Source organism: Streptomyces sp. NPDC036984, assembly GCF_055607665.1.
Genome location: NZ_JBVJRL010000001.1, coordinates 516,329 through 540,328, shown reverse-complemented (window position 1 = coordinate 540,328; position 24,000 = coordinate 516,329). Strand labels below are relative to the sequence as shown.

Here is a 24,000-nt window from a genome sequence, read left to right as displayed (position 1 = left end):
GTATACCGGCGGATCGGGTTCCTTCCGGGCGCGCGGGCGGCAACCGTCACAGTGCTGTCACCTTGGTACCCCGCTTGTTCCCAGAGGAAGGGGTGGTCCTTAGTCTGACCCTGTCAAGAGCATTGCGGGGCAACGTGAATCAGATGCAGGGCCTGCTCATAGCGGGCCGCTACCGGCTTGCCGATTCCATCGGCAGCGGCGGCATGGGCCGGGTGTGGCGCGCCCACGACGAGGTGTTGCACCGGACGGTCGCCATCAAGGAGTTGACCGCCGCGCTCTACGTCTCCGACAGCGATCAGGCCATTCTCCTCGCCCGTACCCGAGCCGAGGCGCGGGCCGCCGCGCGCATCAACCACTCCGCCGTCGTCACCGTGCACGACGTCCTGGAACACGACGGCCGGCCGTGGATCGTGATGGAGCTGGTCGAGGGCAACTCGCTGGCCGACGCGGTCAAGGAGCACGGCCGGCTCGAGCCGGCCGAGGCCGCACGGATCGGGCTGTGGGTGCTGCGGGCGCTGCGCGCCGCGCACTCCGCCGGCGTGCTGCACCGGGACGTCAAGCCGGGCAACGTGCTGCTCGGCCGGGACGGCCGGGTGCTGCTCACCGACTTCGGCATCGCCCAGATCGAGGGCGACACCACCATCACCCGCACCGGGGAGGTCGTCGGCTCGGTCGACTACCTGGCCCCCGAGCGGGTCCGCGGCCACGACCCCGGCTCGTCCTCCGATCTGTGGGCGCTCGGCGCCACGCTGTACACGGCGGTCGAGGGGCGCTCGCCGTTCCGGCGCACCTCACCGCTGAGCACCATGCAGGCGGTCGTCGAGGAGGAGGTTGCCGAGCCGCGCCACGCCGGCCCGCTCGAACCGGTCATCGCCGCGCTGCTGCGCAAGGATCCGGCCCAGCGGCCGAGCGCGCAGGAGGTGGAGCACATGCTCGCCGAGGCGGCGGAGGGCCGCAGGCCGCGCAGCGCACAGGAGTTCGTCCCCACCCAGAGTTCGGGCCTGCGCACCGGCACCACGAGCAACTCCGGCTTCGGCGGGCCCGGTCACCCGACCGGCGGCACGCTCCCCGGAGCGCCGGTGAGCGCGGTCCCTGTCCCGACCGGGCCGACGGTGGTGGCGCCCACGCCCCCGGGACCGACGCCGGCCCGGCCCCGGCGCCGGCTGCGCACGCTCGCGCTCGTCGTCGCCATGGCGGCCGTGCTCGGGGCCGGCGCGGCGGTGGCCTTCCAGGAGTGGGGCGGCTCGCAGCCGGCCGCCGCGACGGGCGGCGGCGCGAGCCCGGCCACGACGTCACCCTCGGCGAGCGGCAGCGCCGGCGCGCGTTCCGAGGGAGCGGTGCCCGCGTCGTGGCGGCGGTACGACGACGACTGGGGCTTCGGCATCTATCTGCCCAAGGGCTGGTCGCGGCAGGTCGTCGGCGTGCCCGGCGACCTCCGGCAGGTCGACTACACGCCGGACGGCGGCAAGCACTTCGTCCGGATCGCCATCGACACCTCACCCGACTTCAAGGACGCCAACTCGCACCAGCTCGACCTGGACGACCAGCTCGGGCGGCGGCTGGTCGACTACCACCGCGTCCGGCTGGAGAAGAACCTCTACCGCGACCTCGACGGCTCCGTCTGGGAGTACACCTGGACCGCGCAGGCGAAGGACACACCGTTCCCCGGACCGCGGCGCGCGATCGAGGAGACGTACATGTCCCGCGACGGCATCGAGTACGTGATCTACCTCTCGTCGCCCGCGGCGGACTGGCCGACGTGGGGCAAGCAGTTCGCGGCGGTGCTGCGGGGCTGGCAGCAGCCGCGGTAGCACCCGGGCCGGCCGGTGCCGCTCGTGCCCGCTCGCCGGGCAGGCCGAGTGCCGTCGGGTGGCGACCGGATTTTCGAGGACGTGGACGCCCTCTGCGGCATGATGGGCGCATGGGGACCGAGGGAGCCGGCTTCCGGCTGATCGCGGGCCGTTACCGCCTGGAGGAACGCGTCGGGCGCGGCGGCATGGGCGTCGTGTGGCGGGCGAGCGACCAGGTGCTGGGCCGTCAGGTGGCGGTCAAGGAGCTCCTTCCGGACGACTCGCTGCCGGACGAGGACACGCGCCGCCGTCGCGAACGCACGTTCCGCGAGGCCCGCGCGGTCTGCCAGTTGCGGCACCCGCACATCATCGTCGTGCACGACGTGGTGGAGCAGGACGAACGGCCCTACCTCGTCATGGAGTTGATCGACGGCGGCTCGCTCGCCGACCGGATCGCGCGACACGGCCCGGTGGACGCCGCCGAGGCCGCGCGGATCGGCATCGCCCTGCTGAGCGCGCTGCGCACCGCGCACGAGGCGGGGGTGCTGCACCGGGACATCAAGCCCGCGAACGTCCTCCTCGAGTCGGGGACCGACCGGGTGGTCCTCACCGACTTCGGGATCGCGCAGGTCGCGGGCGCCACGACGCTCACCGAGACCGGTTCCTTCGTCGGCTCGCCCGAGTACACCGCGCCGGAACGGATGTCCGGGCTGCGTACCGGCCCGGAGTCCGACCTGTGGTCGCTGGGCGCGCTGCTGTGCACGGTGCTCAGCGGCGAGTCGCCGTTCCGCCGCGACTCGCTCGGCGGCATCCTGCACGCCGTCGTCGCCGACGAGATCCGCCCGCCGGCCGAGGCCGGGCCGCTGCTGCCCGTCGTCCTGGGCCTCCTGGAGCGCGACCCCGACCGGCGGCTGGGTGCGGCGGACGCGGAGCGGATGCTGCGGTCGTACCTGGAGACCGGCCGGACACCGGTCGCGCCGGGCGGCCCCGGCACGGTGGGTGTGCACGGCGCCGGGCTCATCCACCGCATCGGGGGCAGCCGTACGCCGAAGACGCCCGCGCCCTACACGCCGACCCAGCATGACCTGCCGGGCGGCGCACCGCTGCCGGACGCACCCACCCGGCCGGCGGCCGAGTCGTCCCCGGTCCGGTCGTCGCCGCGCGGGGTGCTGGTGGCGGCGCTGCTCGTCGCCGCGCTGGCCGGGGCCGGCGTGTCGGCCGCGACGCTGCTGCTGCACCAGGACGGGGACGGCGGCGGCACCCCGGGCGGCACGGCGACGACCCCGGCGACCGGGACCGGCACGGGCGGCACGAGCGGTACGGCGGGTACGACCCCGCCCCGGACGGCGACCGGAACGCCACCGGCGCCCGACCCGACCGCCACCGCGCCCCGTCCGAGCGCCACCGACTCGCCTACCGCGCCCTCCGGTTACCGCACGGCCCGGGACCCGGCCGGCTTCTCCCTCGCCGTACCGGAGGACTTCACCCGCAGCCCGCAGGACGAGCGCGTCTTCTACCTCTCGCCCGCGCAGACCTTCCGCCTCGGCATCAAGATCAGCGTGTCGCAACCGGGCGGCCCGGAGGCCGTGCTGAAACGGTCGGCCGCCAACGGGGCCGTCACCAACCCCGGTTACCACGACGGCCGGGTCTCCCGGACCACGCACGCCGGACACCCGGCCGCGCTCTGGGAGTTCACCTGGAACGGCTTCAGTGCGGCGGAGGGCCCGCGCCACACCTACGACCTGGTCTGGGAGGAGGACGGGCGGCTGTACGACGTATGGGTGTCGGCGCCCGTCGGGAAGGTGCGGGAGGCGCGGGAGTACTTCGACGTGGCGCTCGACACGTTCTCGGTCACGGGTGTGTGACCGCTTCGCCCTCCCTGTGGCTGCGGGCGCCGGGCGCACGGTAGAGATGACGCATGAGCAGTGACGGGGGAGCCGGCCGCGGGGCCGACGACACGACGAGTTTTGTCCTCCAGCCGCCGAGACCGCGGCCGGACCCGGACGGCGGGCGGCTCGTCGCGGGACGCTACCGGTTGCTCGGCAAGCTGGGGCACGGCGGTATGGGCACCGTATGGCGGGCCAAGGACGAGACGGTGGACCGCGAGGTCGCCGTCAAGGAACCCCGCGTACCGGAGCACCTTCCCGAGCGGGAACGGGCCAACGCCTTCGAGCGCATGCGCCGCGAGGCCCGCGCGGCGGCCCGCCTCGACCATCCCGCGGTGGTGAACGTCCACGACGTCGCGGTCGTCGACGGCCGGCCGTGGATCGTGATGGAGCTGGTGCACGGCCGCACCCTCGGCAGCGTGCTGCGGGACGGCACGCTGGACGCGCGGGAGGCGGCCCGGATCGGTCTGCAGGTCCTCGGCGCGCTGGAGGCGGCGCACGCGGCGGGCGTCCTGCACCGGGACGTCAAGCCCGACAACATCCTGCTGGGCCGGCACGACCGGGTGGTCCTCACCGACTTCGGCATCGCCTGGATCGAGGGCGACCCGCGGCTCACGGACACCGGCGGTTTCGTCGGCTCGCCCGAGTTCGTCGCGCCGGAGCGGGTGCTGGGGCAGCGGCCCGTACCGGCGAGCGACCTGTGGTCCCTGGGCGTGGTGCTCTACACGGCCACGGAGGGCGTGTCGCCGTTCCGCCGCAGCAACACGCCGGCCACCCTCCAGTCCGTCCTCAACGCCACCCCGGCCCCGCCCGCGTCCGCCTCGGGCCCGCTGGCCGAGGTCATCAACGGGCTGCTCCACAAGGACCCCGCGCACCGCCCGTCGGCGGACCGGGTCCGCACCCTGCTCCAGCAGGCGGCGAACCCCCCGGCGCCCCCGGCACCCACACCCCTCGGCCGCACGGCCTCCGCCGTGCCGTCCGGGACGCCACCGGCCGGCGCCCACCCCGGCGGCCCGGGCCGCACCCGCCGCCCCCGTCGTCTCCTCTGGCTCGGTGCCGGTGCGGCGGTGGTCGCGGCGGCCGTCACCGCGTACCTCGTCCTCGCCGACCCCTTCGCGGGCCCGCTCCCCGACGGTTGGGCGAAACGGCAGGAGACCAAGCTCGGCGCCACCGTCGCCGTACCCCCGGGCTACCAGGTCGCCCGGCCGGACAAGGACGACACGGACAAGGACTGGGTGACGTACTGGGACTGGAGCGGCGCCATCTGGATCCGCCTGCACGTGGCCCGCAAGTCGGAGGACTCCCTGGACCGCATCAAGTCCAGCGCGCGGGCCCAGATGTACGACGACAACGAGAAGTTCAAGAGCGACGGCGACTACGACCTGCGGATGGCGAAGGCCACGAAGACGGTCCCGGACGCGGACGTCACGTACCACGGCCGGCAGGCCGCCGAGAACACCGTCACCTATCCGTCCGACGACCTGCGCAACCGCCCCCGCGAACTCCGGATCTTCTACTACCGCACCAGCTCGGGGGACATGTACGAACTGGCCGTCGGCTACCCGGCCAAGGGCGATGTCACCCCTCGCGGCCGAGAGGTGGCGAAGGCGGCGATCGCCAACCTGGAGATAACGAAGCCCTGAGCGGGGTACCCGCAGGACGCGTGCGGTTTCGGCCTGCTCCGGTGGGCCGGCTGACCGCCCGCTTCGACAACGGCCTGGTGTGCACGGTACTCATGTGACATGACTGAAGACGGCGAACACCCGCCCGACGCACGTCTGATCGGCGGTCGCTACCGGCTGACCGGACGCCTCGGCTCCGGGCCGACCGGGACCGTGTGGCGTGCCCGGGACGAACAGGAGCGGGGGCTGGTCGCCGTCAAGGAGCCGCTGCTGCCCGGCGATCCGGCCGCCGACGAGGAGAGCCGGCGCATCGCGCACCGGCTGCACCACGAGGCCCGGGCCGCCACCCGGGTGCGGCACCCCTCGGCCGTCACCGTGTACGACGTCGTCACCGAGGCCGGGGCCCCCTGGATCGTCATGGAGCTGGTGGCGGGCGAGTCGCTGCGCGAGGTGCTGCGGCGCGGACCGCTCCCGGCCACCGAGGCCGCGCGCATCGGGCTCGCCGTGCTGGGCGCGCTGCGCGCCGCGCACGCCGTCGGCATCGTGCACCGGGACGTCAAACCGGCCAACGTCCTGCTGGAGGCCGGCACCGGGCGGGTCGTGGTCACCGACTTCGGTATCGGCGACGGGCACGCGGAGGACGCGCCCCCCGGTTTCGTCGCCCCCGAGCGGGCGGCGGGCCCCGGCGCCGGACCCGCCTCCGACCTGTGGTCCCTGGGCGCACTGCTGCGCGCCGCGACGGGGGACGCGGACCCCGGCGCGCTGGGCTCACTGCTGGACCGGCTGCACGCCGTCGAGCCGGCGGACCGGCCCGGCGCGGAGGAGGTCGCCGCCGTACTCCGTGACCACCTCGGGCTCACCTCCGTACCGGACCCGCGGCCGGAGCCGGCGGAGGCGAAGGCGGAGGGGCCGGAGCCTGCTGCGGTACCGGCTCCCGGTCCCGGGGCGGAGCCGGAGTCCGCTGCGGCACCGGCCCCTGGTCCCGCGCCCGACGCCCGCCGGCGCACCCCGCTCGGCGCGCTCGGGCTGCTGCTCGCGAGAAAACCCGGGATCGACTGATCGTCGCCCCGTCAACGCCCTGATCAGCGCATTCTCTGCCAGTGATCACTGGCACCGTGTGAGCACTCGGTGAATCCGCGTTACCGACGGGTACACAAAGCTTGCGCTGCGGCATACTCTGCGCGTCATGACGGACACGCAGGCCCCGGACATCGCCGGTACCAATCCGCTCGCGCCCGCCCCCGAAGGCGTCCGCACCGCCGCCGACGTGGTCACCCCGGAGTTGGTGGCCCAGCTCACCAAGGGCGTCGTCGGCTCCGGCCGCACCGCCAACCACACCCCCTTCACCGGCGAGAAACTGGCCGACCTGCCCGAGTCCACCCCGGAGGACGTGCACAGGGCCTTCGAGGCCGCCCGCGCCGCCCAGGCCGTGTGGGCGAAGACCCCGGTACGGCAGCGAGCCGCCGTCCTGCCCCGCTTTCACGACCTGATGCTGGAGCGGCAGGCCGAGATCCTCGACCTGATCCAGCTGGAGACCGGCAAGGCCAGGCTGCACGCGCACGAGGAGGTGCAGGCCGTCGCCGTCGCCGCCCGTCACTACGGCCGCCGCGCCGGCGCCTATCTGAAGCCCAAGCGGCACGCAGGCGCCGTACCGACCCTCACCAAGACCCTCGAACTGCGCCACCCGCGCGGGGTGGTGGGCCAGATCGCCCCCTGGAACTACCCGCTGGAGCTGTCCGTCGGCGACGCCCTGCCCGCCTTCGCCGCCGGCAACGCGGTGGTGATGAAGCCCGACACGGAGACCTGCCTCACCGCGCTCTGGGCACGTGACCTGCTCGTCGAGGCCGGTCTGCCCGAGGGCGTCTTCCAGGTCGTCCTCGGCGAGGGACCGGTCGTCGGCCCCGAGCTGGTCAAGCAGGCCGACTACGTCTCCTTCACCGGCTCCACCCGCACCGGCCGCGAGGTCGCCGTCGGCGCCGCCTCCCGCCTGGTGGGCGTCTCCCTCGAACTCGGCGGCAAGAACGCCATGCTGGTGCTGGACGACGCAGACATCGAGAAGGCCGCCGCCGGAGCGGTACGCGCCTGCTTCTCGTCGGCCGGCCAACTGTGCATCTCCATCGAGCGGCTGTACGTCCACGAGTCCATCGCCGATGCCTTCCTGGAGCGGTTCGCCGCCCGCACCAGGGCCATGCGGCTCGGCAACTCACTGGCCTACGGCGCCGACATGGGCTCGCTGGTCGGCGAACGCCAGCTGACGACCGTCGAACGGCATGTGCGCGAAGCCGTCGCCAAGGGCGCCGAGGTGGTCGCGGGCGGTGTGGCCCGCCCCGACATCGGCCCCTACTTCTTCGAGCCCACGATCCTGGACGGCGTCGAGCCCTCCATGGCCGTCTGCGAGGAGGAGACCTTCGGCCCGGTCGTCTCCGTCTACCGCTTCAGGACCGACGACGAGGCGATCGAACGCGCCAACGGCACGCCGTACGGCCTCAACTCCTCCGTCTGGACGACGAACGCCCGCCGCGGCCTGGACATCGCCGCCCGCCTGCGCACCGGCACGGTCAACGTCAACGAGGGCTACGCGCCCGCCTACGGCAGCGTCCAGTCCCCGATGGGCGGCATGAAGGACTCCGGCCTCGGCCGCCGCCACGGTTCCGAGGGCATCCTCAAGTACACCGAGGCCCAGACGGTGTCCCAGCAGCGCCTGCTGCCGATGGCGCCCTCGCTGGGCATGACGGACGAGAAGTACGCCGCGTTCATGAGCACGAGTCTCCGCCTGATGAAGGCCTTCCGGTTCCGCTAGAAACCCCCGTTCTCAACGAGGAGAGCACGTGTCGCAGGAGAAGTCTGTCCAGACCCGGGACGAGGACGGGTACGACTACGACGTCATCGTCGTCGGTTCGGGGTTCGGCGGCTCGGTGTCGGCCCTCCGCCTGACCGAGAGGGGATACCGGGTCGGCGTCCTCGAGGCCGGCCGCCGCTTCACCCGCGCCACCCTCCCGAAGAACTCCTGGGACCTGAAGAACTACCTCTGGGCGCCCCAGCTCGGCATGTACGGCATCCAGCGCATCCACCTGCTGGGCAACGTCATGGTGCTGGCCGGCGCGGGCGTCGGCGGCGGCTCTCTCAACTACGCCAACACCCTCTACGTACCGCCGAAGGCGTTCTTCGACGACCCCCAGTGGCGGCACATCACCGACTGGCAGGAGGAGCTGAAGCCGTACTACGACCAGGCCCGGCGCATGCTCGGCGTACGGCTCAACCCCACCATGACCCCGTCCGACGTCCATCTGAAGGCGGCGGCCCAGCGGATGGGCGTCGGCGACACCTTCCACCTCGCACCGGTGGGCGTGTTCTTCGGCGACGGCAAGGACGCGGACGGCAAGACCGAGGCCGGACCCGGCGAGCAGGTGGACGACCCGTACTTCGGCGGGGCCGGCCCGGCGCGCAACGCCTGCACCGAGTGCGGCGAGTGCATGACCGGCTGCCGGCACGGCGCGAAGAACACCCTCAACGAGAACTACCTGTACCTGGCCGAGAAGGCGGGCGCGGTCGTCCACCCGATGACGACGGTCGTGTCCGTCACGGACGACTCCCGGGGCGGTTACGCGCTCGCCACCCTGCCGACGGACCGGAAGAAGAAGGGCGAGGGCCGGACCTTCACCGCCCGCAGGGTCGTCCTCGCCGCCGGCACCTACGGCACCCAGACCCTGCTGCACCGGATGAAGGCGGGCCGTCAGCTGCCGTACCTGTCCCCCCGGCTCGGGGAGCTGACCCGCACCAACTCCGAGGCGCTGGTCGGTGCGCAGACCGACAACCGGCGCTATCGCAGGGCGACCGGCGCGCCGAAGGCCGACTTCACCCGGGGCGTCGCGATCACGTCCTCGATCCACCCCGACGAGAACACCCACATCGAGCCGGTCCGCTACGGCAAGGGCTCCAACTCGATGGGCGGCCTGTCGATCCTCCAGGTGCCGTACACGGAGGGCTCCTCACGCGTGCTGGCCTGGCTGGCGAACGCGGCCCGGCACCCGCTGCTGGTCGCCCGCTCCCTGTCCAACCGGCGCTGGTCGGAGCGGACCATCATCGGGCTGGTCATGCAGTCCCTGGACAACTCGCTGACCACGTATCTGAAGCCCGGCGGCGTCGGCAAGGGCCTGCTCACCGCCCGGCAGGGACACGGATCGCCGAACCCCAAGCAGATCAGGGCCGCGACCGAGGCCGCCTCCGCGCTCGCCGCCGAGATCAACGGCTTCGCCGGCAGCAACGTCGGCGAGCTGATGGGCACCCCGCTCACCGCGCACTTCCTCGGCGGCTGCCCCATCGGCGACTCCCCGGAGACGGGCGTGATCGACCCGTACCACCGGCTCTACGGCCACCCCGGCATCTCGGTCGTGGACGGCGCGGCCGTCTCGGCGAACCTGGGTGTGAACCCCTCGCTGACCATCACCGCCCAGGCCGAGCGGGCGATGTCGTTCTGGCCGAACAAGGGCGAGGGGGATGCGCGGCCGGCGCCGGGAGCGGCGTACGAGCGGCTGAAGCCGGTGGAACCGCAGGCTCCGGTGGTCCCGGCGGAGGCGTTCGGCGCGCTGCGGCTGCCGTTCCTGGGGATGCCGGCGGTACCGCCGAAGAAGTGACCGCAACGGCGACCGCAACGAAACGGTGACCGCAACGGCGGCCGCAAGGGCACAGTGACCGGAACGGTGACCGCAACGGCGACCGCAGAGACACGGTGACCGCAACGGACAGTGACCCGGAACGGCACCAGAGGGACCTGCATCCCCCTCCGAAGGCAGGTCCCTCTCGCCGCTTCTTGATCCGGCAGGTTTGATCAGCGGAAAGCGAGAAGGGTTGCTCCGGATACCCCGGGTTTTTTGTGTGATCTGGGTCACGCCGGATGCCCGCCCGGCCGGGGGTACGCCGAAGGGCCCCGCGGGACGGAGAGGCCGCGGGGCCCTTCGATCAGCCGGCACCGGCGTCAGGGCAGCGCCGGATCCCGGGAGCGGCGCCGGGGGATTGCGCCGCCTGTTTCGTATGCCCTGTGACCTGTGTGCAGTTTTCCGCCGGCCGGCCCCGGGCGTCCCCGGAGCCGGCCGTTCTCTTGGGTGACCGGGCTGCTGTCCCCTGCCGTCCGGTCACTTACCTGGAGCGAGGTCCCACGACGTACGGCACGACCCGTGCGTCTCATCGCTCCAGCGAGCCACGCGTGGTTCTGATCGGGCCCGCCCCTGGCTGGCACGGACACCCCCCTCAACGAAGCGGTGCGCGGGCCGGTCACGCGCCGTACGGGTGAGAGCGGGACCGAACTCAGATACGACCCCGGCACAGCTCCAGCAGGGTCATGGCGAGGCCGGTGCCCGGCTTGCCGAGGGCGTCCCGGTAGCGGGCGAGGATCTCCATCTCGCGGGACAGGTGCACCCGCCGTCCGCCGGAGGCGATACGGGTCTGCTGGACGACGGAGGAGACGGCCATCCGCTCCTGGATGAGACCGATGATCCGGTCGTCGAGCGCGTCGATGCGCTCCCGGGCGTCGGCGATGGTCGCTTCCGGCGCGGTGTCCGGCGCGGTGGTGGTCATGTCGGGCTCCTCGGTGGGATGGGTGCCCCGGAAACGACACGACCCGGAAAACGACAGGCGCCCCGGGCCTTGTCGGCCCGGGGCGCCTGGGAAGTCGCTTGGCGGTTCGCTCAAGCAGCACGACCATGGCAGCCGGCGGGCCGGATGCCATAGGTAAAGAAGCGGGTCGTCTGCGTGAGCATGCGCCCAGTATGGCACGGCACCTTCCCGGCCGACCGGGCGGCCTCCCACGCCCACCCCGCTAGAATCGGAAACACAGACCCCCGCCCCACCGCCGGAAGGCAAGGCACCCCGTGTCATCAGCGACTCCCGCTGCCGCCAGCCCCGACACCGTTCTGGTCGTCGACTTCGGCGCGCAGTACGCCCAGCTCATCGCCCGTCGCGTCCGCGAGGCGCGGGTCTACAGCGAGATCGTGCCGAGCACCATGCCGGTCCAGGAGATGCTCGCCAAGAAGCCCGCGGCGATCATCCTCTCCGGAGGCCCCTCGTCCGTGTACGAGGCGGGCGCGCCCACCCTCGACCGTGAGATCTTCGAGTCCGGCGTCCCGGTCTTCGGTATGTGCTACGGCTTCCAGCTGATGGCGCAGACCCTCGGCGGAACCGTCGACAACACCGGGTCGCGCGAGTACGGCCGTACCGACCTGCACGTCTCCCGGAACTCCTCCACCCTCTTCGAGGGCACCCCGGACGAGCAGCACGTGTGGATGTCGCACGGCGACGCCTGCTCCGCCGCCCCCGAGGGCTTCACGGTCACCGCGTCCACGGACGTCGTCCCGGTCGCCGCGTTCGAGAACGACGAGAAGAAGCTCTACGGCGTCCAGTACCACCCCGAGGTCATGCACTCCACGCACGGCCAGCAGGTGCTGGAGCACTTCCTGTACCGCGGTGCCGGCCTTGAGCCGAACTGGACCACCGGCAACGTGATCGAGGAGCAGGTCGAGGCCATCCGCCGGCTGGTCGGCGACAAGCGCGCGATCTGCGGTCTGTCCGGCGGTGTCGACTCCGCCGTGGCCGCCGCCCTCGTCCAGAAGGCCATCGGCTCCCAGCTGACCTGCGTCTACGTCGACCACGGCCTGATGCGCAAGGGCGAGACCGAGCAGGTCGAGAAGGACTTCGTCGCGGCCACCGGCGTCCAGCTGAAGGTCGTCGACGCCGAGGAGCGCTTCCTGAAGGCGCTGGCCGGGGTCAGCGACCCCGAGGAGAAGCGGAAGATCATCGGCCGGGAGTTCATCCGCGTCTTCGAGCAGGCGCAGGCCGAGATCATCGCCGACGAGGGCCCGGCCGTGGAGTTCCTGGTCCAGGGCACCCTCTACCCGGACGTGGTCGAGTCCGGCGGCGGCACCGGCACCGCGAACATCAAGTCCCACCACAACGTCGGCGGCCTGCCCGAGGACCTCGAGTTCAAGCTGATCGAGCCGCTGCGCAAGCTGTTCAAGGACGAGGTCCGCATGGTCGGCCAGGAGCTGGGCCTGCCGGACGAGATCGTCCAGCGCCAGCCCTTCCCCGGCCCCGGCCTCGGCATCCGCATCGTCGGCGAGGTCACCAAGGAGCGGCTGGACCTGCTGCGCGAGGCCGATGCCATCGCCCGCGAGGAGCTGACCGCGGCCGGCCTGGACCGCGACATCTGGCAGTGCCCGGTGGTCCTGCTCGCCGACGTCCGCAGCGTGGGCGTCCAGGGCGACGGCCGCACCTACGGCCACCCGATCGTGCTGCGGCCCGTCTCCTCCGAGGACGCGATGACCGCCGACTGGTCGCGACTGCCGTACGACGTCCTCGCCAAGATCTCGACCCGCATCACCAACGAGGTCAAGGACGTCAACCGAGTGGTCCTCGACGTGACGTCGAAGCCGCCGGGCACGATCGAGTGGGAGTAACCCCTAGGTGCGCTTGAGCGTACGCAGGGGCTCACCGGGCTTCCAGACTTCGGCGACGAGGTAGGTGTCGTTCTCGACGTAGGTCCGCACGACCTCCGTCAGCTCGGTGCGGAAGAGGTGGAACGGCTGCGGCGGTTCCACCTCTTTCACGTATGCGGCCTTGGCGTCACCGTCCCCGACCTCGAACGCCCGCCCGCTGACCCGGACGTCCCCGCTGCCCACGTCGGCGCCCGGATTGGCCTGGAGCGCGAAGCGGGGGTCGCGCAGCAGGTCGAGCGCTTTGAGGGAGCCCGGCATCATGCCGAGCCACAGCTCCCCGCCCAGGAAACGGACCTCCAGACCGCTGGTGCGGGGAGAGCCGTCCTTCCGGAGCGTCGCGAGGACGTGGTGCCGGTGGGCGCCGAAGCGCTCCTCGGCGACGACTGCGAGTCCGGGTGCGTCGATGGTGAAGGATGCCCAGTTCATGCGCCCAGTCTCCTTGCCAATCCCGACAACCTCTGTCGGGTATTCGTCGCGTACGTCATCTTTACAAAACAGCTCTGCCCTTTTGCGCTGACCGGCGGTAACTTCCGGCTCGTACAGCAATCCCCACGCTGGAGGATCTATGCATGGGCCCAACCCGCCCCTGCCGCTGCCCACCGACCAGTTGCGGTTCGCCATGCCGCCGATGCACGAGTCGGTCGAGGACGAGCGCCGGCACCGCAAGGAGCGGCTCGCCGGCGCCCTGCGGATCTTCGGACGGGCCGGGTTCGAGGACGGGGTGTCCGGGCACATCACCGCCCGCGACCCGGAGTTCACCGACTGCTTCTGGGTCAACCCGTTCGGCATGCCGTTCAAGCACGTCACCGTCGGCGATCTCGTCCTCGCCAACAAGGACGGCCAGGTCGTCGAGGGCCGCTACCACGTCAACCAGGCCGCGTTCACCGTGCACGCCCAGGTGCACGCCGCCCGGCCGGACGTCGTCGCCGTCGCTCACTGCCACTCCGTGCACGGCCGCGCCCTCGCCGCCCTCGGCGACCTCGTCGAACCCATCACCCAGGAGAGCTGCGCCTTCTACGAGGACCTCGCCCTGTACGACAGCTACACCGGGGTCACCGTCGACGCCGACGAGGGCCGCCGGATCGCCATGGCACTGGGCTCCCGCAAGGCCCTCGTCCTGCGCAACCACGGGCTGCTCACCGTCGGCGACTCGGTGGACGCGGCGGCCTGGTGGTTCCTCTCCCTGGAACGGTCCTGCCAGGTGCAGCTGCTCGCCAAGGCGGCGGGCCGGCCGGTGCTCATCGACCACAAGATGGCCGTCGCCACCCGCGAACAGCTCGGCGGCGACCTGGTGGCCTGGATCAACTACCAGCCGCTGTGGCAGGACATCAGTCGCAGCGAACCGGACCTGCTCAGCTGAAGCCGCCCGAGGCGGACCCGCTCAGCCGAAGCCCCTGAGCATCACCGCCTTGGTCGTCGCGAACTCCTCGTCCGTGAGCACCGCGGCACGGAGCGGAGCGGTCCGGGGGTGATCCGGATCGTGCTGCCGTCGAAGGCCCAGGTCCCGTCCCGCTGGATGATCTCGGCCACACGGAGATTCTCGCAGCCGGGTCAACACGGCGGTTCCGGCTTCACCCGCGGTGACCCTGTCCGGTCGCCCCGGAGGGCCTGAGGTAGGGCACAATTCGCTGTCATCACAGGGGAGTTGCCGGGCCGCCCAGCGCACCGCGGGTACCGGCGGCCGGGTCGGCAGGTCGTGGGGAAGGCGGGCGTCGGGCGTGGCGGTACAGGAGGCGAGAGGCGACACGGGTGCCGAGGGCGTCCACGAGGGCGGCTGCACCTGCGGGGACTGTCCGCACGGTGCCCGGCAGGGACACCGGCGGGCCGTCGCGGCGTTTCTGCGCCGACGCGACGAGTTCGCCGTCGGCCTCGGCCTGCCGGCGGCCGTGGCGCACTCGGCCTCGGCGTCCCGCCAGTGGGTCTCCGAGGAACTGACCCAGCGGGCCGAGGCCGTCGCCGAACAGAGTCGGGCCGAGGGCGCGGTACGGCTCGCCCGGCTGTGGCTGCGGACCGTGTACACCGTGTGGGGCGCGGTCACCGTGCTGCTGCTCGGCGAGGCACTCACCGCGATCGGCGCGGGCTGGACCGGCGCCCGCACCGCGGCCCTGCTCGCCGCGCTCGCCGTCGCCGTCGCGCTGACCGCCGCCTGCTTCCTGCACCGGGCGCGCGGCGGAGCGCTCGCGCCGGTGATCGGAGAGGACAACCGCCTCTCCACCTCCCGGACCGTTGCCGCCTGCTGGGTGCTGTTCGTCGGCTACGCCGTCCTGCTGCTGGCCGCCCGCCTGGCCGCCGCCTCCGGCCACGCCGAACGTGACGCGCTGATCTCCGGCCTCGACCTCGCGCGCGGGGCGGGCGTGGTGACCGTCCTCGCCGTGGTGTGCGGCATCGCCGTCCTGGTCCGCCGGGTGGTGGGCGTGCGCGTCCTCGCCCAGCGGCTCCAGAAGGTGCCGGCCCACCGCCCGCGCGCCGCCGACCTCCTCACCGACGACTCCGGGCGGGGTGCCTTCGCCGACATCCAGTACGTCGCCATCAGCGCCGTCGCCCTGCTGTTCGCCGCCGTACGGCTGGCCCGCCGCCCCGACCAACTGCCCGACCTGCCCTGGGGCCTGGGCGTGATCGTGCTGATCTCGGCCGCGACCTATCTGGCCGGCAAGTACTCCGAGGGCGGCCGACCGGTGATCCTCTCGGTGGTCCGCGCCCGCGAACCGGGCGACCTCGACGGCCCGATCCGCACCGGCGACGACATCGAGATCCGCGGCAGCGGCTTCGTCCCGCCCGGCTCCCACACCGCCGACCGGCTCTCCCGCATGGTCGTCCGCATCGGCGCGGTCGACGTCCACGTCCCCCTGGTCCCGGTCACCGGCGGCTTCCGCAACCCCACCGACACCACCCTGACCGTGCCCGTACCGGTCGAGGTGGAGCCGGGCTCGGTGGAGGTGCAGGTGGTGACCGCGGCCGGGGTGGCGACCAACCGGTGCATCGTCGTCGTGACGGAGTGAACGACCGGCGAGACGAGGCAAGAACGGCAGACCGATGAGCGAGAGGGTCCTGTAGGCGACACCGACGGATCCCCACGGACAACCGACGTCCGACGCCGACGACCGCGCCGCGGCCCCGGACCTTGCGGTTTCGCCCGCTTCGAGAGCGTCACCCGGAACCCCGGCGTTGCCTTCTCCCCCTCGGGGACTGACCACCGTGGGCCGCATCCTCGGCCGCCCCGTGCGGCAGATCCGGTCCGGATCCGACCGGCCCGCCGCTCGCACGAGGACCCGAAATGCGGAATTCCATCCGGGAGAGGATTGAACGATCCTCCTTTGTCATACGTATTGTCAGGTGAGGAGTGGCACGGCGGGCGAAAGGCGGCTGGCAGCGATGACTCACGGCATGCGGACGGACACGCACACCCCCCGGCTGGACAGCCCCCGCAGCTGGCGGGACACCGCCGGCCACTACGCCCTGCTGCCGCTGCGCCTCTTCCTCGGCGTCACCTTCGTCTACGCCGGCCTGGACAAGCTCACCGACAGCGCCTTCATGAAGTCCGGCGGCGTCGGCTCGATCGGGGAGACCATGCGCGCGGCCCGTGACTCCGCCGCCGCCCCGGCCCTGATCGACCTGGCCCTGAAGAGCCCGGTCGGTTTCGGCTACGCCATCGCCCTCGGCGAGCTGGCCGTCGGTATCGCCATCCTGCTCGGCCTGTTCGGCCGGCTGGCCGCCCTCGGTGGCGCGCTGATCTCGCTCAGCCTCTGGCTGACGGTGAGCTGGGCGACCACCCCCTACTACTACGGCAACGACCTCGCCTATCTGATGGCCTGGCTTCCCCTGATCCTCGCCGGCACCCCCTACCTTTCCCTGGACGCCGCCTGGCGGGCCCGACGGTGGGCCGGCGGCTACCGCTGACCGCTCTCGGCGCCACTCCGTCTGCGTATCCCCCGGGTCAGCAGGGCCGTGACACCGGCCAGGACGAGGCCGCCCACGACCAGCGGGACGACCATGAACCACGGGATCTCCCACAGACCGCCCGCGTCCCCCGCATAGACCGCACCGGTGACGGTGAGGAAGAGCCCGGCGACCAGCTTCCCGGGCTGGAACTCATGACGCAGCACGGCTGACCTCCACCTGTCCCACTCCGACGCCGAGCGTGAGGTCCAGCGTGCCGGACTTCCCGGCACCCTTGGCCGGTGCCAGCGTCACGTCCTGGTGCCTGCCGGGCTCCACGTCCACATCCTTTCCGTCGTCCCCGGGCAGACGGATGTCGCCCATCCCCACATCGATGCTCATCCGCACGGTCGCGTCCGCCGGCAGGATCACCTTCAACTGCCCCGCACCCACCCGGGCGTCCGTGGCGACCGTCTGCCCCTCGGCCGGATGCACCCGGGTCAGATCCAGAGTGCCCCGCCCGGTGCCGAGGTCGTAGGCGGACCGCAGCTGGGCCGTCTCGGCCGGCTTCCAGGACGCGTTCCGCCAGTGGGCGGTGATGTCCCGGGGCAGGGCCGCCGCCCCGGCCAGCAGGGCCGCCGTGACCAGCGCCAGGAACACCGTCCCGGCCCCGGTCCGGCCGAGGAACGCGCTGAGCGTGACGCCCAGTCCGAACACCACCAGCGCGCACGCCAGACCGGTCTGGAGGCTGGTGCCCAGCGGGTGCGTGTGCCAGCCGAGCCCGGTGCCCAGGCCGCCCGCCAGCAGGGCCAGCAGGAACACCCAGCCGCCGATCCAGCGCGGGCCGCGCGGGCCGCGCGGTCTCGGGGGCGTGGTGTGCGGCGGGGGTATGGAGCCGGGGTGCGTCCAGGGGCTCGGGACCCCGACGTCCACGACCGAGGTGAGATCCCGCCGGCGGGCGTCGCCCGGCCCCCACAGATAGCCGGTGCCGCCGACATGGCTGCCGTCCTTGACGATCGGCTCCCGCCACCAGGAGGGATACGTGGTGACGACCGGCGGCGCCTGGGCCTCCGGCGGGGCGTCGGCGGCGGCCTGCGCGGCCAGCGGGTCGGGGTCGGGGGCGCCACGGCGCCGCGACCAGTACCCGGCGCCCGCGAGCAGCAGCGAGAGCACCGTCGCGAACGCCAGCACCCCGCCGTTTCTCAGCATCGTCAGGAAGATCCCGCAGCCGACCAGCGCGAACAGCACGGCGGCCAGCGCCTGGCCGTCGACCCGGCCCGTGAACAGCTTGCGGACCTCGTTCTGCTCCTCGTCCTCGTACGGCACCAGGAGCCAGGCGAAGCCGTAGAAGATGAGGCCCAGGCCGCCGGTCGCGGACAGCACGGCCAGCGTGATCCGGAAGATCACCGGGTCCAAGTCGGTCTGCCGGCCGAGTCCCGCGCACACGCCCGCGATCATCTTGTGCCGGCGGTCGCGCCGGAACCGGCCGGGAGCCTCGGCGCCCTCCTGCCGCTCCGGCTCGTCCGCGGGGGACCGGGTGCCGGTCCGGGAGTGGGTGTGTGCGTGGATGTGTGCGTGGGTGTGGGTGTCTCCAGCGCCGGTGCTGCTGCCGGCGGCGGTGCCGGCGCCGGCCGCTTCCGTCCCTTCCGTCGCGGCGGGCGCGGCATCCGTCGGCCCGGTGCCCGGGGCCGGGCGCGGGCCGGGGCCGGGTCCCGGACCCGTCGCGGCGTGCTCGTGATCCGTCATGCGTCCATGGTGACGGCCCGTCCGCCGCCGCGGCAGTCGGGACGACCCTGGGCCAACCCTGAAATCGGCCCTGAGACGGGGCGGGGAAGCGTTCGCGCGGCTCGGGCCGCCGACCGATCCGCCCACCCGGACCGGCCCCGACGGAAGATCAGGGGCGTCTCGGGGGCCGACCCTGATGCCCTGCCCCGCCGGCCGTGTGACCATCGTTGGCATGCCGGAAGCCGCAAGCCTGCCACTCGACGACCCGCGGCCGCCGCGCAAGCTCTACCGCAGCAGCGACGGACGCTGGCTCGGCGGAGTGGCGCGGGGCCTCGCCGGGCATCTCGGGCTGCCCGTCATCTGGGTGCGGCTCGCCTTCGTCGGCCTGTTCATGGCCGACGGGCTCGGAGCGCTGCTGTACGCCGCGTTCTGGTTCTTCGTCCCGCTCGGCGTCGGCGGCGTCAGCGACCAGAAGCCGTCGCTTGTGGGCACGGAGACCTCACCGGACGGCCGCCGCAGACTGGTGGCCCGCAAGCCGGACCGGGGCCAGATCGTCGCACTGCTCCTCATGGTCATCGTGTCCATGGTCTTCGTCGGCAGCGTCGATCTGGACAGCGCGGCCAAGGCCTATCTGGTGCCCGCCGTGCTCGTCGCGGCCGGTGTCGCCCTCGTCTGGCGCCAGGCGGACAACGCCCGCCGGGCCCGCTGGGTCGAGGCCGGCCGCCGGCGCCGAACCCTGACCCTGCTGCGCGCGGCCGGCGGTGTCCTGCTCGTCACGGCCGGTGTCTCCGCCGTCTTCGTGCTCCAGGGCTCGGCCGCACACCTCGGCGCGGTCCTCCAGGCCGCGCTCGCCGTCCTCGTCGGCATCACCCTGCTCGCCGGCCCCTACCTGGTCCGTATGACCCAGGACCTGTCCGAGGAGCGCCTGATGCGCATCCGCGCCCAGGAGCGCGCCGAGGTCGCCGCCCATGTCCACGACTCCGTGCTGCACACCCTCACCCTGATCCAGCGCAACGCCGACAACGCGAACGAGGTGCGCCGCCTCGCCCGCGCCCAGGAGCGCGACCTGCGCACCTGGCTGTACAAGCCGGAGGGCACCGGCAAGGACGAGGCCGACGAGCCGGACACGGTCGCCGAGGCGGTGCGGCGCAACGCCGCCGAGGTGGAGGACAAGCACGGCGTGCCCATCGAGGTCGTCATCGTCGGCGACTGCCCGCTGGACGAGAGGACCGCCGCGCAGATGCAGGCCGCGCGCGAGGCGATGGTGAACGCCGCCAAGTACGGTGGCGAGGGCGGTGCCGTACAGGTCTATGCCGAAGTCGAGGGAAAGACGGTCTTCGTGTCCGTGCGGGACCGCGGTCCCGGCTTCGACCTCGACGCGATACCCGCCGACCGCATGGGCGTTAGAGAATCGATCATCGGCCGCATGGAACGCAACGGCGGCACGGCCCGGCTGCGGGCGGTGCCCGACGGCGGCACCGAGGTCGAGCTGGAGATGGAGAGGGCGGAGAAGACGTCATGAGCGACGCGACCGAGGCGAACGGCACGGCGGGAGCGGCGGAGGCGGACCGGTCCGGCCGGCCCGACAACGGCGGCGCGGGTGGGCGGCACGTACGGGTGGTGCTCGTGGACGACCACCGGATGTTCCGCACCGGCGTCCAGGCCGAGATCGGCCAGACCGCCGAGACCGGGGTCGAGGTGGTCGGCGAGGCCGCGGACGTCGACCAGGCGGTCGCGGTCATCACCGCGACCCGGCCCGAGGTGGTGCTCCTCGACGTCCACCTGCCGGGCGGCGGCGGGGTCGAAGTGCTGCGCCGGTGCGCCGCGTTGACGGCGGACGCCGAGCGGCCCGTCCGCTTCCTGGCGCTGTCCGTGTCGGACGCGGCCGAGGACGTCATCGGGGTGATCCGGGGCGGCGCCCGCGGCTATGTCACCAAGACCATCACCGGCACCGACCTGGTCGACTCGATCTTCCGTGTCCAGGAGGGCGATGCCGTCTTCTCCCCGCGGCTGGCCGGGTTCGTCCTGGACGCCTTCGCCTCCACCGACGCCCCGCCGGTGGACGAGGACCTGGACCGCCTCACCCAGCGGGAACGCGAGGTGCTGCGCCTGATCGCCCGTGGCTACGCCTACAAGGAGATCGCCAAGCAGCTGTTCATCTCGGTGAAGACGGTCGAGTCCCATGTCTCGGCGGTGCTGCGCAAGCTCCAGCTGTCCAACCGGCACGAGCTGACCCGCTGGGCGACCGCGCGCCGGCTGGTCTGACCCGTACGGACCTGACCCCGCTCGACCTCCCCCTACGGGCCCTGACCCCTACGGGCTTGCCCCCGCCCGGCCCTCACCCGGCGCGAACCCCGCGCGCACCTCACCCTCGCTCCTACCCTCAGGCCACCCTCGTCGCCCCAGCGAACGGCATCTCGTCGACCGGGGCCAGGCGGACCGGTGCGGACGGGTTCGGGGCGTGGATCATCTGGCCGTTGCCCACGTAGATGCCGACGTGACTGATCCCGGAGTAGAAGAACACCAGGTCACCCGGCTGGAGTTCGGAGCGGGAGACCCGCCGGCCCGCGTTGATCTGGGCGTAGGTGGTGCGCGGCAGGGAGATGCCGGCGGAGCGGTAGGCGGCTTGCACCAGGCCCGAGCAGTCGAAGGCGTTGGGGCCGGTGGCGCCCCACACATAGGGGCTGCCGAGCTTGTCGTAGGCGTAGGTGACGGCCGCCGCCGCACGTGTGGTGGGCGGAGCGGGGGAGGAGGACCCGGCCGGCTCCAGCGGCTTCCGCGGGTCCGCGGCCGACCGGGAGACGTGTCCGCCCGTGCCGTCGGCACCGGTGACCTCGGTGCGCTGCCGCGGGGTCAGCCGCGCGAGCAGCCGCCGGGCCTCGTCCAGCTTTCCGGTGACGGTCCTCTTGTGCCGTCTCAGCTCCGCCTGCCGTGACCGCAGCGAGGTCAGCTCGATGCGCGCGGCACCGCGCAACCGCTCGATCTCCCGTAGCTGCTCGCGGACCCCCGACACCGCGACGGCCTGCCGGTCACCGGCCCGCTCGGCGAACGCGGCGCCGGCCAGGTACCGGTCGGGGTCGCTGGAGAGGGCCAGTTGCCAGGCCGGGTCGATGCCGCCGTCCCGGTACTGTGCCGCCGCCATCGAACCCAGCGTTTCCCGGGCCGAGTTGAGCTTCTCCTGCTTGCGGGCGGTCTCGTCCTGAAGCGCGGTCAGCCGCCCCTGGGCCGCGTCGGCCTTCTCCTTCGCCCCGTTGTACTTCTCGGTGGTGGCCTCGGCCTCTCGGTACAACGTGTCCACCTTGGCCTTCACCTGCGCCGGCGTCAGCTGTGGCTCGGCGTGCCCCGTCCCGTCGAAGCCCGTCGCGGTGGCCGCGCCCGCCAGAGCGAGCGTCGCGGCCGTGCGGGCCGTATGGCCGCTGAGCGAGCGTTGTGGGGGCTTGCGGTGCGCTGCCACCTGGACCGTCACGTCCTTCCGTCCGACTCGTACGACCGAGCGGTCAGTACGCCCGGCGGCGGCCCACACAGGGGGACCGGGCCGTCGCCGGGCCTTTCTCGGGGGTGGTGGCCGACTGCCTCCCTGGTCGGGCGGCGGTGGGGAGCCGGTCACCTGGGGGAGGACGCTAGGCCGGACGGTGACGAGTGGGTAACGCACTGTACGGAACTGGCTGCGACGGACCGGGATGTGACCGTATGTGACCGTGCTGCCGCACCGGAGTCGTCCCCTTCACGCAGCGTGGTGACCGAAGCGCGCAAAGCGGGACCTCTGGGAGTCGTGGGGTGCTATGGAGCGCATATATGCAAGATCCATGGGGCCGGTCGGCGGGCCCGGTGGCCGGAGGGCCGAGGCCTCCTGGCTAGGCTCCGGCACCATGGACGTACTCATCCATCTCTTCGTCGGCTTGCACATCATCGGTATCGCCGCGCTGCTCGGTGGTTTCCTCACCCAGATGAAGGCGATGGGCCAGGGCGCCGCCCGGTTCGTGCCCGGCATGCTGCACGGCGCGCTCACCATGCTGGTCACCGGCGTGGCCCTCGTCGGCCTCAACCAGGCCGACGACCACCACGTCAACACCCTCAAGATCGGCGTGAAGCTGGCCCTGCTGATCGTGATCCTCGGCCTGGTCTACGTGAAGCGCGACGAGGAGCGGATCGACAAGGGCCTCTTCGGGCTGGTCGGCCTGCTGACCACGGCCAACATCTTCATCGCCGTCCTGTGGACCTGATCTCCGGTACCCCGGGTCAGCCCGGCCGCACCACACTGTGGACGGCCGGCTCGCCGGCGCCGGAGACCGGCTCCTCGCGGACGTAGGCGCCCGGCCTGGGGGCGTGGATCATCATGCCGTCGCCCGTGCAGAGCCCGACATGGCTGACGTCGTCGTGGAAGAAGACCAGATCGCCGGGGCGGGCCTCGGCCGGCCGGACAGGAGTGCCGGCGGCGGCCTGCTCGCGCGCGGTGCGCGGGAGGGTGACGCCGGCGGACTTCCAGGCCGCCTGGGTCAGGCCCGAGCAGTCGTAGGAGCCGGGACCGGCGGCGCCCCACACGCACGGCTTGCCGAGCTGGGCGCGGGCGAAGGCGACGGCCTTCCTGGCCTTGGTCGCGTGCCCGCCGGACGGCGCGGCGGCGCCCTGGGCGGTCCGCTGCGACAGCAGCACGCGCGCGTGGGCGAGCTTTTTCTGCACGGCCGCCTTGGCCGCCTTCGGACCGCTCGCGGCGGCCTCCGCCCGGCTGCCCGCGGGGCCCGCGACGGCGCTGTCCCGGGCGGGCACGACGGAAACCTCCTGGGCGGCGGTGTCCCGGGCGGCCACGACGGAGGAGTCCGGGGCGGGAACGCCCGCGGTGTCCCACCCGGGCCCGGCGGCGGCCGCGTCCCACGCGTGCGGGGTGACGGCCGTGTTCCGAACGGACGGGACGGCGGCCGTGTCCCGGGCGGGGCCGGCGGTGCGCGGGGCCGGGCCCGCGCCGCGCTGGAGCGGGATCGTGCCGCGGCCGGGGGTGGTGCCGCGCTGCGCGGGAAGGGTGCGGGGCTGGGACGCGCGCCGGGCGACCTCGTCCCGGAGCCGCTGCAGGCTGTCCGCGTGCCGCCGCGGGGCCTCGGCCCGCTCCGCCGACTCGGTCTGCCCGGTCTGCCCGGCCCGCTCGTTCCGAACGGCCCGCTCGGTCCGAAGAGCCCGCTCCTTACTCGTGCCGGACGTCCCGGCCGCCGACTCCGCCCGGCGGTAGAGATCGTCGATCTTCCGCTCGACCTCCTCCAGGCTCGGCTTGCCGTGACCGGCCGCGGGGGTGGCCTCGGCGCTCTGGGAGAGCACGGCCACGGAGGTGAGGGCGGCGGTGGCGAGGGCTGGGGTGCGGATGCCCGCTCCCGGGGTCCCGCCGGGGCGCGGCTTGCGGTGCGACGCCAAGAGAGGCGACTCCTTCCGTGCTGCCGCCTACCGGGTTAGCTGTCGGGTTCGGGCGGTTGCTTGGAAGGGTTGCCCTACGGCGTCGTCCCGGGCGGGAGTCGGCCGATTCACCCCAGGATCGGTGGGTCCCCGGCTCCGGGCACCGTGCGGGGGCGCGCCGGACTCGGCGGAGGCCGCGCGGCCCGGCGACGTTCGCCGGAGGGGGGTCGTGCGG

19 protein-coding genes, 1 pseudogene and 1 riboswitch are annotated in these 24,000 nt (G+C 72.9%); of the genes and pseudogenes, 13 read left to right on the top strand and 7 right to left on the bottom strand.

Annotated features, from left to right (window positions below; translation table 11 throughout):
* Window positions 1-143 precede the first annotated feature (143 nt).
* The 6 genes from ACZ7DL_RS02435 to ACZ7DL_RS02410 all read left to right on the top strand — a co-directional run bounded on the left by ACZ7DL_RS02435 (window position 144) and on the right by ACZ7DL_RS02410 (window position 9,932).
* A complete protein-coding gene (locus ACZ7DL_RS02435; RefSeq protein WP_470770794.1) occupies window positions 144-1,811 on the top strand; it encodes a serine/threonine-protein kinase in 1,668 nt (555 codons plus the stop codon).
* 110 nt (window positions 1,812-1,921) lie between these two features.
* Entirely contained in the window at window positions 1,922-3,655 is a 1,734-nt protein-coding gene (locus ACZ7DL_RS02430) for a protein kinase domain-containing protein (RefSeq protein WP_470770792.1), read from the top strand.
* 53 nt (window positions 3,656-3,708) lie between these two features.
* On the top strand, window positions 3,709-5,319 hold the full coding sequence (locus ACZ7DL_RS02425) for a serine/threonine-protein kinase (RefSeq protein ID WP_470770790.1): 1,611 nt from the start codon (window positions 3,709-3,711) through the stop codon (window positions 5,317-5,319).
* Window positions 5,320-5,418: 99 nt separating this feature from the next.
* Entirely contained in the window at window positions 5,419-6,357 is a 939-nt protein-coding gene (locus ACZ7DL_RS02420; RefSeq protein ID WP_470770788.1) for a serine/threonine-protein kinase, read from the top strand.
* A gap of 127 nt (window positions 6,358-6,484) precedes the next feature.
* A complete protein-coding gene (locus ACZ7DL_RS02415) occupies window positions 6,485-8,098 on the top strand; it encodes a succinic semialdehyde dehydrogenase (RefSeq protein ID WP_470770786.1) in 1,614 nt (537 codons plus the stop codon).
* Window positions 8,099-8,126: 28 nt separating this feature from the next.
* A complete protein-coding gene (locus ACZ7DL_RS02410) occupies window positions 8,127-9,932 on the top strand; it encodes a GMC oxidoreductase (RefSeq protein WP_470770784.1) in 1,806 nt (601 codons plus the stop codon).
* A 670-nt stretch (window positions 9,933-10,602) separates the two neighbouring features.
* Here the strand turns inward: ACZ7DL_RS02410 and ACZ7DL_RS02405 are convergent.
* Window positions 10,603-10,872 (bottom strand): chorismate mutase, encoded by a 270-nt coding sequence (locus tag ACZ7DL_RS02405; protein ID WP_470770782.1) that lies wholly within the window; start codon window positions 10,870-10,872, stop codon window positions 10,603-10,605.
* A gap of 293 nt (window positions 10,873-11,165) precedes the next feature.
* On the opposite strand from ACZ7DL_RS02405, the gene guaA reads away from it, so the two are divergent.
* Window positions 11,166-12,746, top strand: coding sequence for a glutamine-hydrolyzing GMP synthase (gene guaA, locus ACZ7DL_RS02400; protein ID WP_470770781.1), 1,581 nt, complete (start codon window positions 11,166-11,168; stop codon window positions 12,744-12,746).
* 3 nt (window positions 12,747-12,749) lie between these two features.
* On the opposite strand, the gene ACZ7DL_RS02395 is transcribed toward guaA, so the two are convergent.
* The gene (locus ACZ7DL_RS02395; RefSeq protein WP_470770779.1) at window positions 12,750-13,211 is read right to left on the bottom strand and encodes a pyridoxamine 5'-phosphate oxidase family protein; all 462 of its coding nucleotides are present in this window, start codon (window positions 13,209-13,211) and stop codon (window positions 12,750-12,752) included.
* A gap of 139 nt (window positions 13,212-13,350) precedes the next feature.
* Between ACZ7DL_RS02395 and ACZ7DL_RS02390 the strand changes: the two genes are divergently transcribed.
* Window positions 13,351-14,145, top strand: coding sequence for a class II aldolase/adducin family protein (locus tag ACZ7DL_RS02390; protein WP_470770777.1), 795 nt, complete (start codon window positions 13,351-13,353; stop codon window positions 14,143-14,145).
* Window positions 14,146-14,213: 68 nt separating this feature from the next.
* Here ACZ7DL_RS02390 and ACZ7DL_RS02385 read toward each other — a convergent pair.
* A pseudogene (locus tag ACZ7DL_RS02385) lies at window positions 14,214-14,315 on the bottom strand (DUF4429 domain-containing protein); the annotation flags it as partial.
* A gap of 188 nt (window positions 14,316-14,503) precedes the next feature.
* Here ACZ7DL_RS02385 and ACZ7DL_RS02380 point away from each other — a divergent pair.
* Window positions 14,504-15,784 carry a hypothetical protein gene (locus tag ACZ7DL_RS02380; RefSeq protein WP_470770776.1) on the top strand — a complete coding sequence of 427 codons (1,281 nt, stop codon included), beginning with the start codon at window positions 14,504-14,506 and terminating at the stop codon, window positions 15,782-15,784.
* Window positions 15,785-16,157: 373 nt separating this feature from the next.
* Entirely contained in the window at window positions 16,158-16,682 is a 525-nt protein-coding gene (locus tag ACZ7DL_RS02375) for a DoxX family protein (RefSeq protein WP_470770774.1), read from the top strand.
* Here ACZ7DL_RS02375 and ACZ7DL_RS02370 read toward each other — a convergent pair.
* A complete protein-coding gene (locus ACZ7DL_RS02370) occupies window positions 16,673-16,888 on the bottom strand; it encodes a hypothetical protein (RefSeq protein ID WP_470770772.1) in 216 nt (71 codons plus the stop codon). The two genes, ACZ7DL_RS02375 and ACZ7DL_RS02370, sit on opposite strands and share 10 nt — an antisense overlap.
* Window positions 16,875-18,407 carry a PspC domain-containing protein gene (locus tag ACZ7DL_RS02365; protein WP_470770770.1) on the bottom strand — a complete coding sequence of 511 codons (1,533 nt, stop codon included), beginning with the start codon at window positions 18,405-18,407 and terminating at the stop codon, window positions 16,875-16,877. The genes ACZ7DL_RS02370 and ACZ7DL_RS02365 overlap by 14 nt, the downstream gene beginning before the upstream one ends.
* A gap of 211 nt (window positions 18,408-18,618) precedes the next feature.
* Here ACZ7DL_RS02365 and ACZ7DL_RS02360 point away from each other — a divergent pair, with 211 nt between their 5' ends.
* Together ACZ7DL_RS02360 and ACZ7DL_RS02355 are read left to right on the top strand one after the other, a co-directional pair.
* Window positions 18,619-19,908, top strand: a complete 1,290-nt coding sequence (locus tag ACZ7DL_RS02360) for an ATP-binding protein (protein ID WP_470770768.1) — start codon at window positions 18,619-18,621, stop codon at window positions 19,906-19,908.
* Window positions 19,905-20,651: a LuxR C-terminal-related transcriptional regulator gene (locus ACZ7DL_RS02355; protein WP_470770766.1), complete on the top strand. Its 747-nt coding sequence runs from the start codon at window positions 19,905-19,907 to the stop codon at window positions 20,649-20,651. Before ACZ7DL_RS02360 ends, ACZ7DL_RS02355 begins: the two co-directional genes overlap by 4 nt.
* 118 nt (window positions 20,652-20,769) lie before the next feature.
* Here the strand turns inward: ACZ7DL_RS02355 and ACZ7DL_RS02350 are convergent, their stop codons facing one another.
* A complete protein-coding gene (locus tag ACZ7DL_RS02350; protein ID WP_470771193.1) occupies window positions 20,770-21,840 on the bottom strand; it encodes a C40 family peptidase in 1,071 nt (356 codons plus the stop codon).
* Between the two features lie 415 nt (window positions 21,841-22,255).
* On the opposite strand from ACZ7DL_RS02350, the gene ACZ7DL_RS02345 reads away from it, so the two are divergent.
* Window positions 22,256-22,609 carry a hypothetical protein gene (locus ACZ7DL_RS02345; protein WP_470770765.1) on the top strand — a complete coding sequence of 118 codons (354 nt, stop codon included), beginning with the start codon at window positions 22,256-22,258 and terminating at the stop codon, window positions 22,607-22,609.
* A 16-nt stretch (window positions 22,610-22,625) separates the two neighbouring features.
* Here ACZ7DL_RS02345 and ACZ7DL_RS02340 read toward each other — a convergent pair whose 3' ends face one another.
* Entirely contained in the window at window positions 22,626-23,786 is a 1,161-nt protein-coding gene (locus ACZ7DL_RS02340; protein ID WP_470770763.1) for a C40 family peptidase, read from the bottom strand.
* A gap of 29 nt (window positions 23,787-23,815) precedes the next feature.
* Window positions 23,816-23,920, bottom strand: a riboswitch (cyclic di-AMP (ydaO/yuaA leader).
* Window positions 23,921-24,000: the final 80 nt, after the last annotated feature.

What these genes read in the sequence shown, in the direction of transcription:
- ACZ7DL_RS02435 (WP_470770794.1), top strand. Translation starts at nt 144, where the DNA reads ATGCAGGGCCTGCTCATAGCGGGCCGCTACCGGCTTGCCGATTCCATC.
- ACZ7DL_RS02430 (WP_470770792.1), top strand. Translation starts at nt 1,922, where the DNA reads ATGGGGACCGAGGGAGCCGGCTTCCGGCTGATCGCGGGCCGTTACCGC.
- ACZ7DL_RS02425 (WP_470770790.1), top strand. Translation starts at nt 3,709, where the DNA reads ATGAGCAGTGACGGGGGAGCCGGCCGCGGGGCCGACGACACGACGAGT.
- ACZ7DL_RS02420 (WP_470770788.1), top strand. Translation starts at nt 5,419, where the DNA reads ATGACTGAAGACGGCGAACACCCGCCCGACGCACGTCTGATCGGCGGT.
- ACZ7DL_RS02415 (WP_470770786.1), top strand. Translation starts at nt 6,485, where the DNA reads ATGACGGACACGCAGGCCCCGGACATCGCCGGTACCAATCCGCTCGCG.
- ACZ7DL_RS02405 (WP_470770782.1), bottom strand. Translation starts at nt 10,872, where the DNA reads ATGACCACCACCGCGCCGGACACCGCGCCGGAAGCGACCATCGCCGAC.
- ACZ7DL_RS02395 (WP_470770779.1), bottom strand. Translation starts at nt 13,211, where the DNA reads ATGAACTGGGCATCCTTCACCATCGACGCACCCGGACTCGCAGTCGTC.
- ACZ7DL_RS02390 (WP_470770777.1), top strand. Translation starts at nt 13,351, where the DNA reads ATGCATGGGCCCAACCCGCCCCTGCCGCTGCCCACCGACCAGTTGCGG.
- ACZ7DL_RS02375 (WP_470770774.1), top strand. Translation starts at nt 16,158, where the DNA reads ATGACTCACGGCATGCGGACGGACACGCACACCCCCCGGCTGGACAGC.
- ACZ7DL_RS02365 (WP_470770770.1), bottom strand. Translation starts at nt 18,407, where the DNA reads ATGACGGATCACGAGCACGCCGCGACGGGTCCGGGACCCGGCCCCGGC.
- ACZ7DL_RS02360 (WP_470770768.1), top strand. Translation starts at nt 18,619, where the DNA reads ATGCCGGAAGCCGCAAGCCTGCCACTCGACGACCCGCGGCCGCCGCGC.
- ACZ7DL_RS02355 (WP_470770766.1), top strand. Translation starts at nt 19,905, where the DNA reads ATGAGCGACGCGACCGAGGCGAACGGCACGGCGGGAGCGGCGGAGGCG.
- ACZ7DL_RS02345 (WP_470770765.1), top strand. Translation starts at nt 22,256, where the DNA reads ATGGACGTACTCATCCATCTCTTCGTCGGCTTGCACATCATCGGTATC.